Origin of the sequence: Cellulosimicrobium sp. NPDC057127 (assembly GCF_042670945.1) — a bacterium.
GTDB lineage: Bacteria > Actinomycetota > Actinomycetes > Actinomycetales > Cellulomonadaceae > Cellulosimicrobium.
This window is the reverse complement of record NZ_JBHUUP010000001.1, coordinates 318,097-331,397: the sequence shown is the minus strand read 5'-3', so window position 1 is coordinate 331,397 and position 13,301 is coordinate 318,097. Positions and strand designations below refer to the sequence as shown.

Below are 13,301 nucleotides of genomic sequence, written 5' to 3'. Positions count from 1 at the left end.
GCACGCGTTTGGCGCGCCGCGTGGCAAACGTTCTCATGCCGGAAGGCAGAACCGCCCGCCCCGGCGCGTCGGCTCAGGCCACCGGCGTACGGACGGCGCCGAGGTCCGCCGGGCGGACCACGGCTCCCGTCGCCGCGGCGTCGTGGATCGCGCACAGGAGGCGGACCGTCTCCACGGCCTCGTCGATGCCGACCGGCACCGGCGACGACGTCTCCAGCGCCGAGACGATCCGCGTCCACTGGGCCAGGTGACCGGCGTGCCCGATGGCGAGCGGGTCCGCCGCCCCGCTCGCGATGGCACCGGAGGCGGGCGCCGGGACGCCGGGGACGTCCCAGCGGCGGACCTCGCCCTGGCCCAGCTCGACCGAGCCGCGCGACCCGTACACCGCGATCGTCGCGGGGAACCCCGGGGGCGTCGCCGTCGTCGTCGTGACGACGCCGAGCGCGCCGGAGGCGAACCGCACCGTCGCGACCGTCGTGTCCTCCGTGTCGATCGGGTGCGCGAGCGTCCCGGACTGCGCCGTCACCGACTCCACCGGGCCGCAGAGCCACCGGAGGAGGTCGACGTTGTGCACGCCCTGGTTCATGAGCGACCCGCCGCCCTGCTCCGACGTGGAGCGCCATCCCGCCGCGCGGTAGTAGTCGTCGTCGCGGAACCAGTGAACGTGCGTCGTCGCGAGCCGGACGTCCCCCAGGGCGCCGTCCGCGAGCGCCGTCGCGAGCGCGACGTGCTCGGCCTCGAAACGCCGCTGCGAGATGGTCGACACGCTGAGGCCCCGCTCGCGCGCGGCGCGCTCGACGCGCAGCGCGTCCGCGACGTCCAGCGCGAGGGGCTTCTCGACGACGACGTGCCGGCCGGCCTCGAGCGCCGCGAGCGCGAGGGCCGCGTGCGTCCCGCTCGGCGAGCAGATCGCGACGACGCCGACGTCCGGGTGCCGGATCACGTCGTCCGGCTCCAGGTGCGCCGCGGGCCAGCCGGCGAGCTCGTCGTCGGTCGCGGGACGCGCGCTGCTGTAGGTGACCAGCTGCACGCGGCCCTCCAGCTCGCGCAGCGCCCGGGCGTGCATCGTGCCGATGCCGCCCATCCCGACGATCCCCACCCCGAGGCGGTTCGTGCTCATGGTCGTCCTTCCTGCTGAGGGGTCGGCGGTCACTCGGCGACGTGGCTCGCGCCGAGCAGGTCGCGCAGGCGCTCGGCGGCGGCCGTGAACCGCGGGTCGGCGAGCGTCGTGCCGTACTCGCGCCGGTCCGGCAGTCCCGGCTCGAGCACCTCGACGATCCGGCCGGGACGCGGGCTCATGACCACGATGCGGCTGCCGAGGAACACGGCCTCCGGCACCGAGTGCGTCACGAGAACGATCGTCGTGCCGGTCTCGCGCCAGATCCGGTTCATCTCGATGTTCATCTGCTCGCGCGTCAGCGCGTCCAGCGCGCCGAAGGGCTCGTCCATGAGGAGCACGCGCGGCTCGTGCAGGAGCGCCCGGCACAGCGCGACGCGCTGCTGCATGCCGCCGGACAGCTCGTGCGGCAGCGCCTTCTCGAACCCCCGGAGACCGGTGAGCTCGATGAGGCGGTCGGCGCGCTCCTCGGCGCGTCGCCGGTCCATCCCGCGCATCTCGGCCTGGAGCAGGATGTTCTTGCGCACGCCGCGCCACTCGAGCAGCGCCGAGCGCTGGAACGCGAACCCGATGTCGCGCTGGGGCCGGGTGACGCGCTCGCCGTAGAGCCGCACCTCGCCCTCGGAGACGAGGGTGAGCCCCGCGACGATCTTGAGCAGCGTGGACTTGCCGCATCCCGACGGGCCCGCGATCGTCACGAACTCGCCCGGCATCACCGCGAGCGAGACGTCGTCGAGCGCCACCGTCTCCGAGCGCTTGGAGCGGAACCGCATCGTCAGGTGCGAGACCTCGATGATCGCGTCGGCGCCGACCGCACGCGACGGCGCCGCGTGCTCGGTCGCGGCCGTCACAGGTCTTCCCCGAAGGTGCCGTCCCAGTACTCGGCCGGGGTGACGTCGCCCTCGAAGTCCGTGTTCTCCGACAGGAACGTCAGCGTGTCCGTCCACTGCTGCTCCGTGTTGACGCCGGGGGCGGGGGCGTCGTCGAGGCCGAGGAGGCCGATCGTCGCCTCGAGCTGCGCGGCGAGCACGCTCTCCTCGGGGGCCTGCTCCGCGCCCGCCGCCATCGCGGCGACCGCGGCTTCCGGGTCCTCCGAGGCCGCGCGGAACGACTCCGACGTCGCACGCAGCATCGCCTGCACGAGCTCGGGGTCCTCCGCGATCGTGGCCTCGTGCGCGAGCAGCCCCGTGCCGAGCAGGTTCATGCCGAAGTCGGAGAATGGCAGGGCGGAGACCTCCTCGCCCGTCTGGTTCTCGATGGTCGGCGCCTGGTCGTGGTAGAAGCCCTGGATCGCGTCGACCTTGCCCTCGATGAGCGCCGCGATCTTGCCTGCCGCGTCGACGTTGACGACCGTCACGTCGGCAGGGTCGACGCCGTTGATCTCGAGCCAGGCCGGGAACGTCCCGTACATGGCGTCGCCGGGCGTCCCGCCGACGGTCTTGCCGACGAGGTCGGCCGGCTCGGTGATCCCCTGGTCGTCGAAGAACTCGACCGAGCTCGGGCCGGTCTGGAGGAAGACGCCGACGCTGCGCACCGGCATCCCGGACGTGATCGCGTTGGCGAGCGGAGGGGTGTCGGCCCAGCCGAAGTCGGTGTTGCGCTGCGCCACCTGCTGGACGGTGTTGCCCGAGCCGTTGCCCGGCTGGATCGTCAGGTCGATGCCCGCGTCCTCGAAGATGCCCTGCTCGACGCCGTAGTAGAACGGCGCGTGCTCGCCGTAGGGGACCCAGTTGAGGGTCACGGTCACCTCGGTCAGGGCGTCGTCGCCCTGACCGCCGGGTGCCGCGCCGTCGTCGGTCCCGGTCTGCCCGCAGGCCGAGACCGTGGCCACCGCGACGCCGGCCACCACCAGCGATGCTCCGAACTTGCCACCACGCATGGGAGAGCCCTTCTTCTCGTGCCGTCCGTCGTCGGACGGCGGGGGAACGCAGGAACGGTCGTGCGGGTCCGTCGGTGGCCCGCTCACGACGCGGCGAGCGCGACGTTGCCGCGCCGCGACGCGTGCCACGGGATGAGGAGGCGCTCGAGCAGCTCGACCAGGAGGAAGAGCACGACGCCGATGAGGGACATGAGGATGAGGTCGGCGAACAGCAGCGGGGCGTCGAGGTTCCCGCTCGCGAGCAGGAGCACGTACCCGAGGCCGCGGTCGGCACCGACGAACTCGCCGACGACGGCACCCACGACCGCGAGCGTGACCGCGACCTTCAGGCCGGACATCAGCTGCGGCAGCGACCCGGGGAACCGGATCTTGCGGAACGTCTTCCAGCGCGAGGCGCCCATGGTGGCCGAGAGCTCGAGCAGCTCGGGGTCGATCGAGCGCAGCCCCGCGACGGCCGAGACCACGACGGGGAAGAACGCGATGAGCACGGCGAGGACGATCTTCGGCGTGAGCCCGAAGCCGAACCAGACGACGAGGATGGGCGCGATCGCGATCTTCGGGATGACCTGGGCGAAGAGGATGAGCGGGTAGAGGGCCTTCTCGGCGGTCCTGGAGTAGACGAGCAGGACGGCCGTCGCGACGCCGATCACCGCGGCCAGCACGAAGCCGATGACCGTCTCCATCGTCGTCACCCACGTGTGCTCCAGCAGGAGCGCCCAGTCGGCGACCATCGTGTCCCACACCGCGCCGGGAGCCGGGACGAGGTAGGCGGGGACGAGCTCGCGCCAGGCGACGAACCACCACACGCCGAACAGCAGGAGGAGCACGAGCGCCGGGCGCCACGACGCGGACGCGAGGGCGAGCAGGCGGGCCGGGACCGTCGTCCCGCCTCGGGCCCCGCCCGGGGCGGGCGACGCGCCCGGCGCGGTCCGCGGCACGGTCGGCGGAGCGGGTCGCGCTCCCTGGGTGGTCGTCATCGCGGGTCCTCCGTGGTGCTCGTCGTCTCGGGTGCGAAGGTCATGCGTAGGCCACCTGCTCGGCGTCGAGGATCCGGGTGAACGCCTCCCAGGCCTCGGTGAACAGCTCCGGGCCGGAGAAGCCGCCGTAGGCGTGCGCCGCGCCGAGGTGCGGCTCCAGCGAGAAGAAGCCGTCGAACCCGTCGGCGCGCAGCGCCCGGACCGTCTCGACCACCTCGCCGTCGCCCCGACCGGCGGGCACCACCTCGCCCGTGGCCGCCGTCGCGTCCTTGATCTGGACGTACTCGAGGTGCGGGCGCAGCAGGCGGTAGCCGTCGGTGAAGGGGCGCACGCCGACCTGGACGAAGTTCGCGGCGTCCCAGGCGAGCCGCAGGTGGGGCGAGCCCACCGACTCGACGAGGTCGAGGCAGCGTCCCGGCGTGTCGCCGTAGATGCCCTTCTCGTTCTCGTGGAGCAGCACGACGCCCGCGGAGCGGGCGACGTCCGCGAGCGCCGCCATGCGCCGCAGGACGACGTCGCGGTGCGCCTCGGGCGCCGCGCCCTCCGGCACCCAGAAGGAGAAGATCCGGACGTAGGGCGCGCCGAGCCGCCGTGCGACGTCCGCCGCGTGGCGCATGCGCGCGAGGTGCGGTGCGAAGTCGTCCTCGACGGAGATCTTGCCGATCGGCGAGCCGATGCTCGAGACCCGCAGCCCGTGCCGGTCGAGCAGGCGCGCCGCCCGCCCGAGCTGGTCGTCGTCGAGGTCGAGGACGTTGATCTCCCAGGCGCTGCGGACCTCGACGTACCGCAGGCCGAGGCCGGCCGCGACCTCGCACTGGGTCGCGAGGTCGGGCGAGATCTCGTCGGCGAAGCCGGAGAGCGTCCAGACCACCGGTCGTCCCCTTTCGTGGGTGTCGGCGGGAGGACCGTCCGCGAGGTCGCGGGCGCCGGGGCCGGACGACGCCGTCCTGCCGGGTACCGCGACTGCTCGCTGCATCGGACTGCCTCTCCGTCGAGGTCGGTCGTCGCCCCGGTCCGTCCCGGGGCGGTGGTGCGTCGCGTTGGACACTAGGCGGGCCGCGCGGAGAGGGACAACGAGTTGCCACTTGTTGCCCCGGGGGTGCTCCGGAGGCGGGTCCGCGCCCGAGCAGCGCGGTGTCGCGGCTGCGCGTCGCACGCCGCGGGCGCCGGCCGGAGTTGCCACGCGTTGCCGCGGAGCGCCGGCGACGCCGCCGGGCGGGGCGCGGCGGCGTCAGCCCTCGGACGGCCCCGGGAGCCGGCCGAGGTCGAGCGCGACGGCGCGGAAACCGGCGGACCGGACGGCGCGGAGCACCTCCCCGCGCAGCGGCTCCGACGCCACGCTCACGAGGTCGGACCGTGGCGCCTCGAGCCGCGCCAGGTCGCCGTGGTGACGCACCCGCAGGTCGAGGCCGAGGCGCCGCAGCTCGCTCTCCGCGGCCTCGACCTGGACCGCGTCCTCCGTCGTCGCGCCGTGCTCCGCGAGGCGGCCGGGCAGGCCGTCCACGGGATCGGCGACGTCGTCGGGCCCGTCGGCCACGACGACCGCCGACAGCTCGAGGGTCCGAACCGCGTCGTCGACGGCGCTGCCGCGCAGGTCGAAGGTCGCGACGCCGGCCGCGTGCGCCGCCTGTGCGACGGCGCACCGCCGGTCCGCGGTGGCGTCCGGGCCGAGGGAGACGAGCGCGACGACGCGTGCCCGGCCGACCTCGCGGACCGCCAGGTCCAGGAGGACGGCGGAGCCCGGGTCGTCCGAGCAGCACACGCCCACCCGGCCCCCCGTGCCGGCACCGGCGACCGCGGCCGACACCGTCTCGGCGAGCGTGCCGACGTCCGGGCGGGGCGCCGTGCGACCTCGTGCGCGCATGATCACCCCGTCATTGGAGGCCCGGGTGGCGAGCCGGTCAAGGAGTTGCCACCACTTGCCGCGCCCGCGGGCCGCCCCGCGGGCCTCCGCAGCACGAGGCGGACGACAACCGGTTGTCGGTGCCGGCCGCACGCGGCTACAGTCGCGGCCCATGGACAACGCTGTCCCCCCAGGGCCCACCCCGACGATCTACGACGTCGCACGGGCGGCGGGCGTCGCGCCGTCCACCGTCTCACGGGCCTTCTCCCGGCCCGGGCGCGTCAACTCGGAGACCGCGGAGCGCATCCGCCAGATCGCGCACGAGATCGGGTACCGGACGAACCCGCTCGCGCGCGGGCTGCCCACCGGCCGGACCGCGCTGCTCGCGATCCTCGTCGCCGACGTGACGAACCCCTTCTTCTTCGAGATCATCCGGGGCGCGGAGAAGACCGCGAGCGACTCCGGGTACACGCTGCTGGTGGTGGATGCCCAGGAGTCGGACGAGGCGGAGCGCCAGGCGCTGGCCCGGACGCTCCCCCTCGTGGAGGGCCTCGTGCTCGCGACGTCGCGGCTCTCCGACTCGTCCATCCGGGTCGTCGCCAAGCAGCGCCCGATCGTCGTGATGAACCGCGTGATGACCGACGTCCCGAGCGTCGTGACCGACAACGCCGAGGGGATGCGGCGCGCCGTCGAGCACCTGGCCGGGCTCGGGCACACGAGCCTCGCGTACGTCGCCGGCCCGGAGGCCTCGTGGGCCGACGGGATGCGCTGGCGCGCGTTCCGGGAGGCGACGCACGAGCACGGGCTCCGCTCGCGCCGCGTCGGCCCGTTCGCGCCGACGCTCGCCGGCGGGCTGTCGGCGGCCAAGACCCTCGTCAAGCACCCCGCGACGGCCACGATCACGTACAACGACCTCGTCGCGATCGGCGCGATGCGCGGCCTGACGCGCCTCGGCGTCGACGTGCCCCGGGACATGAGCGTGGTCGGGTTCGACAACATCTTCGGGTCGGACTTCTGCACCCCTCCGCTCACCACGGTCGCCGCCCCGCTGCGGCACTTCGGCGCGTTCGCCGTCCAGCGGCTCCTCGGCCAGCTGCGCTCGCCGTCCCCCGCGTCGTCGGCGCCGGCACTGCTGCCCGCCAAGCTCGTGGAGCGCGGGTCGACCGCGCCGGTCGGCAGCAGCGCGTCATCCTGACAGCCCACCGGCCCCTCCCGCCGCGCGGTGGCGCGCCGTAGGCTGCGCCCATGGCTGTGGACCTCGCGCTCGCCGAGCGGGTGCGCGCGCTCCTCGCGAGCGAGGCGCCCCGGGAGAGGTCGATGTTCGGCGGCCTCGCGTTCCTCGTGGCCGGTCACATGACGGTCGCCGTGGGCGACGACGGGCTCCTCGTGCGTGTCGACCCCGACGCGGAACGGCTCACCGGCGACCCGCGTGCCCGCGACGCCATGCCCGGCCGCCCGATGCGCGGCTGGCGGTCCTTCGACGTCGACGCCGACACCGAGGACCTGCCCGAGCTGGTCGCCCACGCCGTCGCACAGGTGCGCGCACTGCCTCCGAAGGACTGAGCGCGCGGCCGGCACCGGGGCGGAACCCGTCCGACGTCGGCCGTCGGTGAGGACCGGGGCAACTGGTGGCAACTCGTTGTCCCCGTCCTCGGAGCCACCCATAGTGGCGAGGGCCCGCGCTGTCGTGCGCAGGCTCGGACCACACGAGGCCCTCGACGGAGAGGCAGGCTCATGGAACCCCGCTCGACTTCCCATCCCGCACGCGACCGCGGACGCGGTGGCGGCACCCCGACCCGACGGAGACGGACGGTCGCCGCGGCGGCCGCGCTCGCGCTCCCCCTCACCGTGCTGCTCCCGGTCGCCACGACCGCGCAGGCCGACGTCACGCAGGACGACATCCGGCCGCAGGAGCCCGGCGTGACGCTGCGCGTCTTCGACGTGCAGGTGGTGCTCGACGACTACTGCACGCTCAAGCCGGGGCAGACCCCGAACGTCGACAAGATCATGCCGACGATCGACTGGACCACGGACGCGGACTTCGGCATCGCCAACCGCTTCGTCACCGAGGTCACGGGGTATCTGAACGTGCCGGAGGCCGGCACGTACGACTTCCGGATCACGAACGACGACGGCGCCCGTCTGCTGCTCGACGACGAGCTCGTGGTCGACCACCCCGGTCGGCACGGCGCGACGCCCAAGGAAGGGTCGGTCGACCTCGAACCGGGCTACCGCGCGCTGCACATCGACCACTTCGACGGCGACTTCGACCAGCGCCTCAAGCTCGAGTGGCGACCGCCGGGCGCCACGGACTTCGCCGTGGTGCCGAACTCCGTGCTCAGCACGGACGCCGACGTCACGCGCGTCACGGCGCCGGGCCGCAAGGAGTGCGAGGGTGTGACGGAGGCTCCCGGCGACGGGCTGCCCCTGACCGAGGTGCACCCGGACTACACCCTGACGGACCTGCGCCCCGAGGGCTTCCAGCCGCAGGTGACCGGCATGGACTGGCTGCCGGACGGCCGGCTCGCGATCTCGACGTGGGGCGGGGACCGCCTGACCGAGCTCGGCGAGGTGTACCTGATCGACCACGTCACCGGCGAGACCGGTGCGGAGGAGGTGACGTACACCAAGGTCGCCGAGAACCTCCAGGAGCCGATGGGCATCAAGTACGTCGACGGCTCGCTGTACGTGTCGGAGAAGCACGGTCTCACGAAGCTCGTCGACACCGACGGCGACGAGGTCACTGACGAGTACGACACGATCGCGACCTGGCCGTTCGGCGGCAACTACCACGAGTTCGCGTTCGGGCTGCTGTACGAGGACGGCTACTTCTACGTCACGACCGGCATCGCCATGATCCCGGGCGGCAACTCGCTGGACCCGCAGCTCGCGGAGAACCGCGGCTCGGTCATGAAGATCTCGAAGGACACGGGCGAGGTCGAGTACGTCGCGGGCGGCCTGCGCACGCCGAACGGCCTCGGGTGGGGCGCCGACGGCGGACTGTACGTCGCCGACAACCAGGGCGTGCGCATCCCGACGTCGAAGCTCGTGCGCGTCGAGGAAGGCGCGTTCTACAACCACTTCACGAACCCCGACGGCCCCTACGACGACCAGCCCGTCACCGAGCCGGTGCTGTGGCTGCCGCACAACGAGATCTCCAACTCGCCGAGCAACCCGGTCGTGCTGACCGAGGGCGTGTTCGCCGGGCAGATGGCGATCGGCGACGTGACCTACGGCGGCCTCCAGCGCGCGTACCTCGAGGACGTCGCCGGCCAGGAGCAGGGCGCCGTGTTCCGCATGACGCAGGGCCTCGAGTCCGGCGTGAGCCGCACGAGCGTCGGCCCGGACGGCTCCATCTACGTCGGCGGCATCGGCTGGTCCGGCAACTGGGGCCAGGCGGGCAAGCTGTCCTACGGCCTTCAGAAGCTCACGTACGACGAGAGCACCGCGTTCGACATGCTCGAGATGCGCGCCGTCGACGGCGGGTTCGAGATCGAGTACACCCAGCCGCTCTCCGAGGAGACCGCGCAGGACCTCGCGTCGAAGTACACGGCTGCCCAGTGGCGCTACGTCGCGACACCGCAGTACGGCGGCCCGAAGGTCGACGAGGAGGACCTCGACGTCACGGCGGCGACGCTGAGCGAGGACCGCACGACCGTCACGCTCGCGATCGACGGGCTGAAGCCCGGACGCGTGGTGAACGTCCACTCCCCGCGCCCGTTCGCGTCCGAGAGCGGCCAGGAGCTGTGGAGCACCGAGGCCTGGTACACGCTCACGCGCCTGCCGGACGGCTCGGTCGCGCCGCCGGTCTACGAGGCCGAGGCCGCCGACATCGGCGGCGGCGCCGGGTGGAACAGCAACCACGCCGGCTACACCGGCTCCGGGTTCGTCGACCGCAACTGGGAGCCCGGCGCGCGCACGACGTTCGCCGTCCGCGCCGAGGAGGCCGGCCTGCACGACCTCGCGATCCGCTACGCCAACGGGCAGAACGCCGACCCGAGCCCGCTGCCGAGGAACCTCAGCCTCTACGTCAACGGCGAGAAGCTGAAGCAGGTCTGGTTCGACAGCACGGTGAGCTGGTCGACGTGGGCCACCCAGGTGGAGACCGTCCCGCTGCGCGAGGGGGCGAACACGATCACGATCCAGCACGACGACGACGACATCGGTCACGTGAACCTGGACAACATGACCGTGACGCCGTCCGGGCGCGACGTCCTCTTCGACGGCGGCGACCTCGACGCGTGGGAGGCCGTCGCGGGCGGTCCCGCGACGTGGCCGGTCGAGGACGGGTCGATGGAGTCGTTCGGCGGGGACATCCGCACGAAGGAGAAGTACGACGACTTCCGGATGCACGTCGAGTGGTACCAGCCGGAGCTCGACCCGTCGCAGACGGGCCAGGCGCGCGGCAACAGCGGCGTCTACATCCAGGAGCGCTACGAGGTGCAGGTGCTCGAGTCGTTCGGCCTGGAGCCCGCGGACAACACGGCGGGCGCGATCTACCAGCGCAAGGCGCCCGACGTGAACGCCGCGACCCCGATGGGCACGTGGCAGACGTACGACATCGAGTTCCGGGCCGCGCGCTTCGACGCGTCCGGCACGAAGACCGAGGACGCACGGCTCACGCTGGTCTGGAACGGCCAGGTGGTCCACGACGACGTCGCGATCGAGGGCAAGACCGGCAACGGGAAGAACGAGGGCCCGACGGCCGGGCACATCCGGCTCCAGGACCACGGCGACCCCGGCCCGAACCCGCGGTTCCGCAACATCTGGATCGAGCGTCTGTCGGACGTCGAGGAGACCCCCGCCGAGGTCGCCGTCGACACGACCGCGCAGGTCCGGTGCCTCGCGGGCAAGCCCTACCTGGCCGTGCGCGTCGCCAACGACGACGCGGTCGACGTGGACGTCGACGTCGAGACCCCGTACGGGACGCGGTCGTTCGACGCGGTCGCGGCCGGCAGCAGCGCGTACCACGCGTTCGCGGTGCGCGACGCCGACCCGGTGGCCGACGCCGTGACCGTCACGGCCCGGCCGTCCGACACCGGGGACGTGCGCGAGACGGTGGCCGCACCGGAGCACGACGCGCCCACCTGCGGCTGACGCCGCGCGAGCCCGGGTCCGCCCCTCGACGCCCTCCGGCGCGAACGGCGGGCCCGGGCTCGTCCCCGGCGGCGACCACCCGCCGGGACCGCTGGCTGCGAACGGTTGCATACTGCACGTGAGCGCTATGAGCCGGTCGGATGAACTACTATGCAAACGTTCGCAACGACGCGCGAGGAGGACTCGTGACCACCATGGCTCACCGTGACCAGGCAGCGACCACCGGGACGTGGTCCCTGCACCCGGACCGCGCGCTGCCCGCCGACCGCGAGCTGCGCCCGCTCGCGCGCGAGATCTACGCCGCGACGCGCGGCCTGCCGATCGTGTCCATGCACGGTCACGTCGACGCCGGGCTCCTCGCCGACGACGCGCCGTTCGGGGACCCCGCGGAGCTGTTCGTCACGCCCGACCACTACCTCGTGCGCATGCTCGTCGCGCAGAGCACGTCGCCGCACGGCGCCCCCGGCGTCCGCGGGGTCCACAGCCTGGGGGTCGCTCCCCTGCCCGGCGCGCCGGCCGGGACCGCCCCGGCCGAGACCGACCCGCGCGAGATCTGGCGCCGGTTCTGCGCCGGGTGGCGCCTGTACCGCGGCACGCCGACCCGCAACTGGCTCGAGCACGCGCTCGTCGAGGTGTTCGACGCGCCCGTGCCGCCCTCGACCGAGACCGCGGACGCGCTGTACGACCACCTGGTCGACCGCCTCGCCCGCCCCGAGTTCCGCCCCCGGGCGCTGTTCGACCGGTTCGGCCTCGAGATCCTCGCGACGACCGACCCGGCGCAGGCGTCCCTCGCCGACCACGCACGGCTCGCCGCCGACGGCTGGGGTGCGCGCGTCGTCCCGACCTTCCGCCCCGACCCGCTCCTGCACGTCGACCGGGAGGACTGGGCCGACCAGGTCGCCGCGCTGGGGGTCGCGGCGGGCGTCGACGTCGTCGACTACCGCAGCTACCTCGACGCGCTGCGCCGGCGCCGCGCCGCGTTCGTCGCCGCGGGCGCCCGCGCGACCGACCACGGGCACCTGTCCGCGGACACGACGCCGCTCGACGACGCCGACGCCGCTCGCATCCTCGACGCCGCGCTGCGCGGCGAGGTCACCGCGGACGAGGCGCGCGCGTTTTCCGCGCACATGCTGTTCCAGATGGCCGCCATGTCGGCCGACGACGGCCTCGTCATGCAGCTCCACCCGGGCGTGCTGCGCGACCACTGCGACGGGATCCTGCGCGCCTACGGGCCCGACAAGGGCTACGACATCCCGGGGCGGACGGACTACGTCCGGTCGCTGCGCCCGGTGCTCGAGGCCTTCGGGCACCACCCGCGGTTCCGGATGATCGCGTTCACCGTCGACGAGACCTCGTTCTCCCGCGAGCTCGCGCCGCTCGCCGGCGTCTACCCGGCCCTGCGCCTGGGCGCCCCGTGGTGGTTCCTCGACACGCCCGACGGCATGCGGCGCTTCCGTGAGGCCGTGACGGACACCGCCGGCTTCTACAACACGAGCGGGTTCGTCGACGACACGCGCGCGTTCTGCTCGATCCCGGCGCGCCACGACTTGGCTCGGCGGATCGACGCCGGGCACCTCGCCCGTCTCGTCGCCGAGCACCGGCTCGACCTCGACGAGGCGGCGGAGACGGCCGTCGACCTCGCCTACCACCTGCCGAGAGCGTCCTACCCGCCGCTCGGGTGAGCCCCGGCCGCCGGGCCCGCGGCGGTCCGCGTGGCCCGGCCGTCGTCCGCGGCCCGACGGCGGTGCCGCACCTCCGCGAGGACGGTCGCCAGGCGCTGCGGGAAGTCGGGCGGCGTGCCCGGCGGCAGGTCGTGCACGGGGAACCAGGCGACGTCCTCGCTCTCGTCGCTCACCGCGGTCGGTGCCGACGGGTCGGCGAACGCCACGAAGCCGACGTCGCGGTGGGCGCGGCACCGGCCGAACGCCGCGGCGAGCTCGTGCCGGTGGACGTCGACGGGAAGGGCCCACGCCTCCGGCTCGAACGGCCGCAGGTCGGCGATGCCGCTCTCCTCGCGCGCCTCGCGCAGCGCCGCACCGGGCAGCGTGGTGTCGCCCGGCTCGAGGTGCCCGCCCACCTGCACCCAGAAACGGCCCTTGCGGTGGTAGCACAGCAGCACCCGGTCGAGCTCCGGCGACAGCACGAAGCAGCTCCCCGTGAGGTGCTCGGGGCCTGCGTCGCGCGCCACCGCGCCGGCACGGGCAGGAGCCGCCCCGTCGTCGGCCTCGGCGTCGGCGTCGGCGTCGGTGCTGTCGATGTCGGGACCGTCCCGCAGGAACGCGGCGTAGTCCACGGCGAGCGCGGCCTGCGCCGGGTCGGCCGGGCGCCAGCGCGCGAGGCGGTCGAGAGCGTCGGCGGCGAGGAGCGCGTAGGTCACCGCGGCAGCCT

11 protein-coding genes are annotated in these 13,301 nt (G+C 73.7%); 4 read left to right on the top strand and 7 right to left on the bottom strand.

Annotated elements, in window-relative coordinates; translation table 11 throughout:
• Nucleotides 1–73 precede the first annotated feature (73 nt).
• From ACFTZA_RS01475 to ACFTZA_RS01450, 6 genes are all read right to left on the bottom strand, one after another.
• Complete coding sequence (locus ACFTZA_RS01475; RefSeq protein ID WP_378189969.1) at nucleotides 74–1,120, bottom strand: Gfo/Idh/MocA family protein; 1,047 nt, start codon at nucleotides 1,118–1,120, stop codon at nucleotides 74–76.
• Nucleotides 1,121–1,149: 29 nt separating this feature from the next.
• Nucleotides 1,150–1,968: an ABC transporter ATP-binding protein gene (locus ACFTZA_RS01470; protein WP_378189966.1), complete on the bottom strand. Its 819-nt coding sequence runs from the start codon at nucleotides 1,966–1,968 to the stop codon at nucleotides 1,150–1,152.
• Entirely contained in the window at nucleotides 1,965–2,996 is a 1,032-nt protein-coding gene (locus tag ACFTZA_RS01465) for an ABC transporter substrate-binding protein (protein WP_378189964.1), read from the bottom strand. Before ACFTZA_RS01465 ends, ACFTZA_RS01470 begins: the two co-directional genes overlap by 4 nt.
• Nucleotides 2,997–3,079: 83 nt before the next feature.
• Nucleotides 3,080–3,973, bottom strand: a complete 894-nt coding sequence (locus ACFTZA_RS01460; RefSeq protein WP_378189962.1) for an ABC transporter permease — start codon at nucleotides 3,971–3,973, stop codon at nucleotides 3,080–3,082.
• Nucleotides 3,974–4,013: 40 nt separating this feature from the next.
• Complete coding sequence (locus ACFTZA_RS01455) at nucleotides 4,014–4,844, bottom strand: sugar phosphate isomerase/epimerase family protein (protein ID WP_378189960.1); 831 nt, start codon at nucleotides 4,842–4,844, stop codon at nucleotides 4,014–4,016.
• Between the two features lie 360 nt (nucleotides 4,845–5,204).
• Nucleotides 5,205–5,837 (bottom strand): hypothetical protein, encoded by a 633-nt coding sequence (locus ACFTZA_RS01450; RefSeq protein WP_378189958.1) that lies wholly within the window; start codon nucleotides 5,835–5,837, stop codon nucleotides 5,205–5,207.
• A gap of 151 nt (nucleotides 5,838–5,988) precedes the next feature.
• Between ACFTZA_RS01450 and ACFTZA_RS01445 the strand changes: the two genes are divergently transcribed.
• The 4 genes from ACFTZA_RS01445 (at nucleotide 5,989) to uxaC (ending at nucleotide 12,595) form a co-directional block, all read left to right on the top strand.
• Nucleotides 5,989–7,011, top strand: a complete 1,023-nt coding sequence (locus tag ACFTZA_RS01445; protein ID WP_378189956.1) for a LacI family DNA-binding transcriptional regulator — start codon at nucleotides 5,989–5,991, stop codon at nucleotides 7,009–7,011.
• A gap of 50 nt (nucleotides 7,012–7,061) precedes the next feature.
• Complete coding sequence (locus ACFTZA_RS01440; RefSeq protein WP_378189954.1) at nucleotides 7,062–7,379, top strand: TfoX/Sxy family protein; 318 nt, start codon at nucleotides 7,062–7,064, stop codon at nucleotides 7,377–7,379.
• A 171-nt stretch (nucleotides 7,380–7,550) separates the two neighbouring features.
• Nucleotides 7,551–10,913 carry a family 16 glycoside hydrolase gene (locus tag ACFTZA_RS01435; protein WP_378189952.1) on the top strand — a complete coding sequence of 1,121 codons (3,363 nt, stop codon included), beginning with the start codon at nucleotides 7,551–7,553 and terminating at the stop codon, nucleotides 10,911–10,913.
• Between the two features lie 194 nt (nucleotides 10,914–11,107).
• Nucleotides 11,108–12,595 (top strand): glucuronate isomerase, encoded by a 1,488-nt coding sequence (gene uxaC / locus ACFTZA_RS01430; protein ID WP_378190087.1) that lies wholly within the window; start codon nucleotides 11,108–11,110, stop codon nucleotides 12,593–12,595.
• On the opposite strand, the gene ACFTZA_RS01425 is transcribed toward uxaC, so the two are convergent.
• Nucleotides 12,577–13,290, bottom strand: coding sequence for an NUDIX hydrolase (locus tag ACFTZA_RS01425; protein WP_378189950.1), 714 nt, complete (start codon nucleotides 13,288–13,290; stop codon nucleotides 12,577–12,579). The two genes, uxaC and ACFTZA_RS01425, sit on opposite strands and share 19 nt — an antisense overlap.
• Nucleotides 13,291–13,301 lie beyond the last annotated feature (11 nt).

Coding starts and splice junctions, on each gene's coding strand:
- ACFTZA_RS01445 (WP_378189956.1), top strand. CDS start 5,989: ATGGACAACGCTGTCCCCCCAGGGCCCACCCCGACGATCTACGACGTC.
- uxaC (WP_378190087.1), top strand. CDS start 11,108: ATGGCTCACCGTGACCAGGCAGCGACCACCGGGACGTGGTCCCTGCAC.
- ACFTZA_RS01435 (WP_378189952.1), top strand. CDS start 7,551: ATGGAACCCCGCTCGACTTCCCATCCCGCACGCGACCGCGGACGCGGT.
- ACFTZA_RS01450 (WP_378189958.1), bottom strand. CDS start 5,837: ATGCGCGCACGAGGTCGCACGGCGCCCCGCCCGGACGTCGGCACGCTC.
- ACFTZA_RS01460 (WP_378189962.1), bottom strand. CDS start 3,973: ATGACGACCACCCAGGGAGCGCGACCCGCTCCGCCGACCGTGCCGCGG.
- ACFTZA_RS01475 (WP_378189969.1), bottom strand. CDS start 1,120: ATGAGCACGAACCGCCTCGGGGTGGGGATCGTCGGGATGGGCGGCATC.
- ACFTZA_RS01440 (WP_378189954.1), top strand. CDS start 7,062: ATGGCTGTGGACCTCGCGCTCGCCGAGCGGGTGCGCGCGCTCCTCGCG.
- ACFTZA_RS01465 (WP_378189964.1), bottom strand. CDS start 2,996: ATGCGTGGTGGCAAGTTCGGAGCATCGCTGGTGGTGGCCGGCGTCGCG.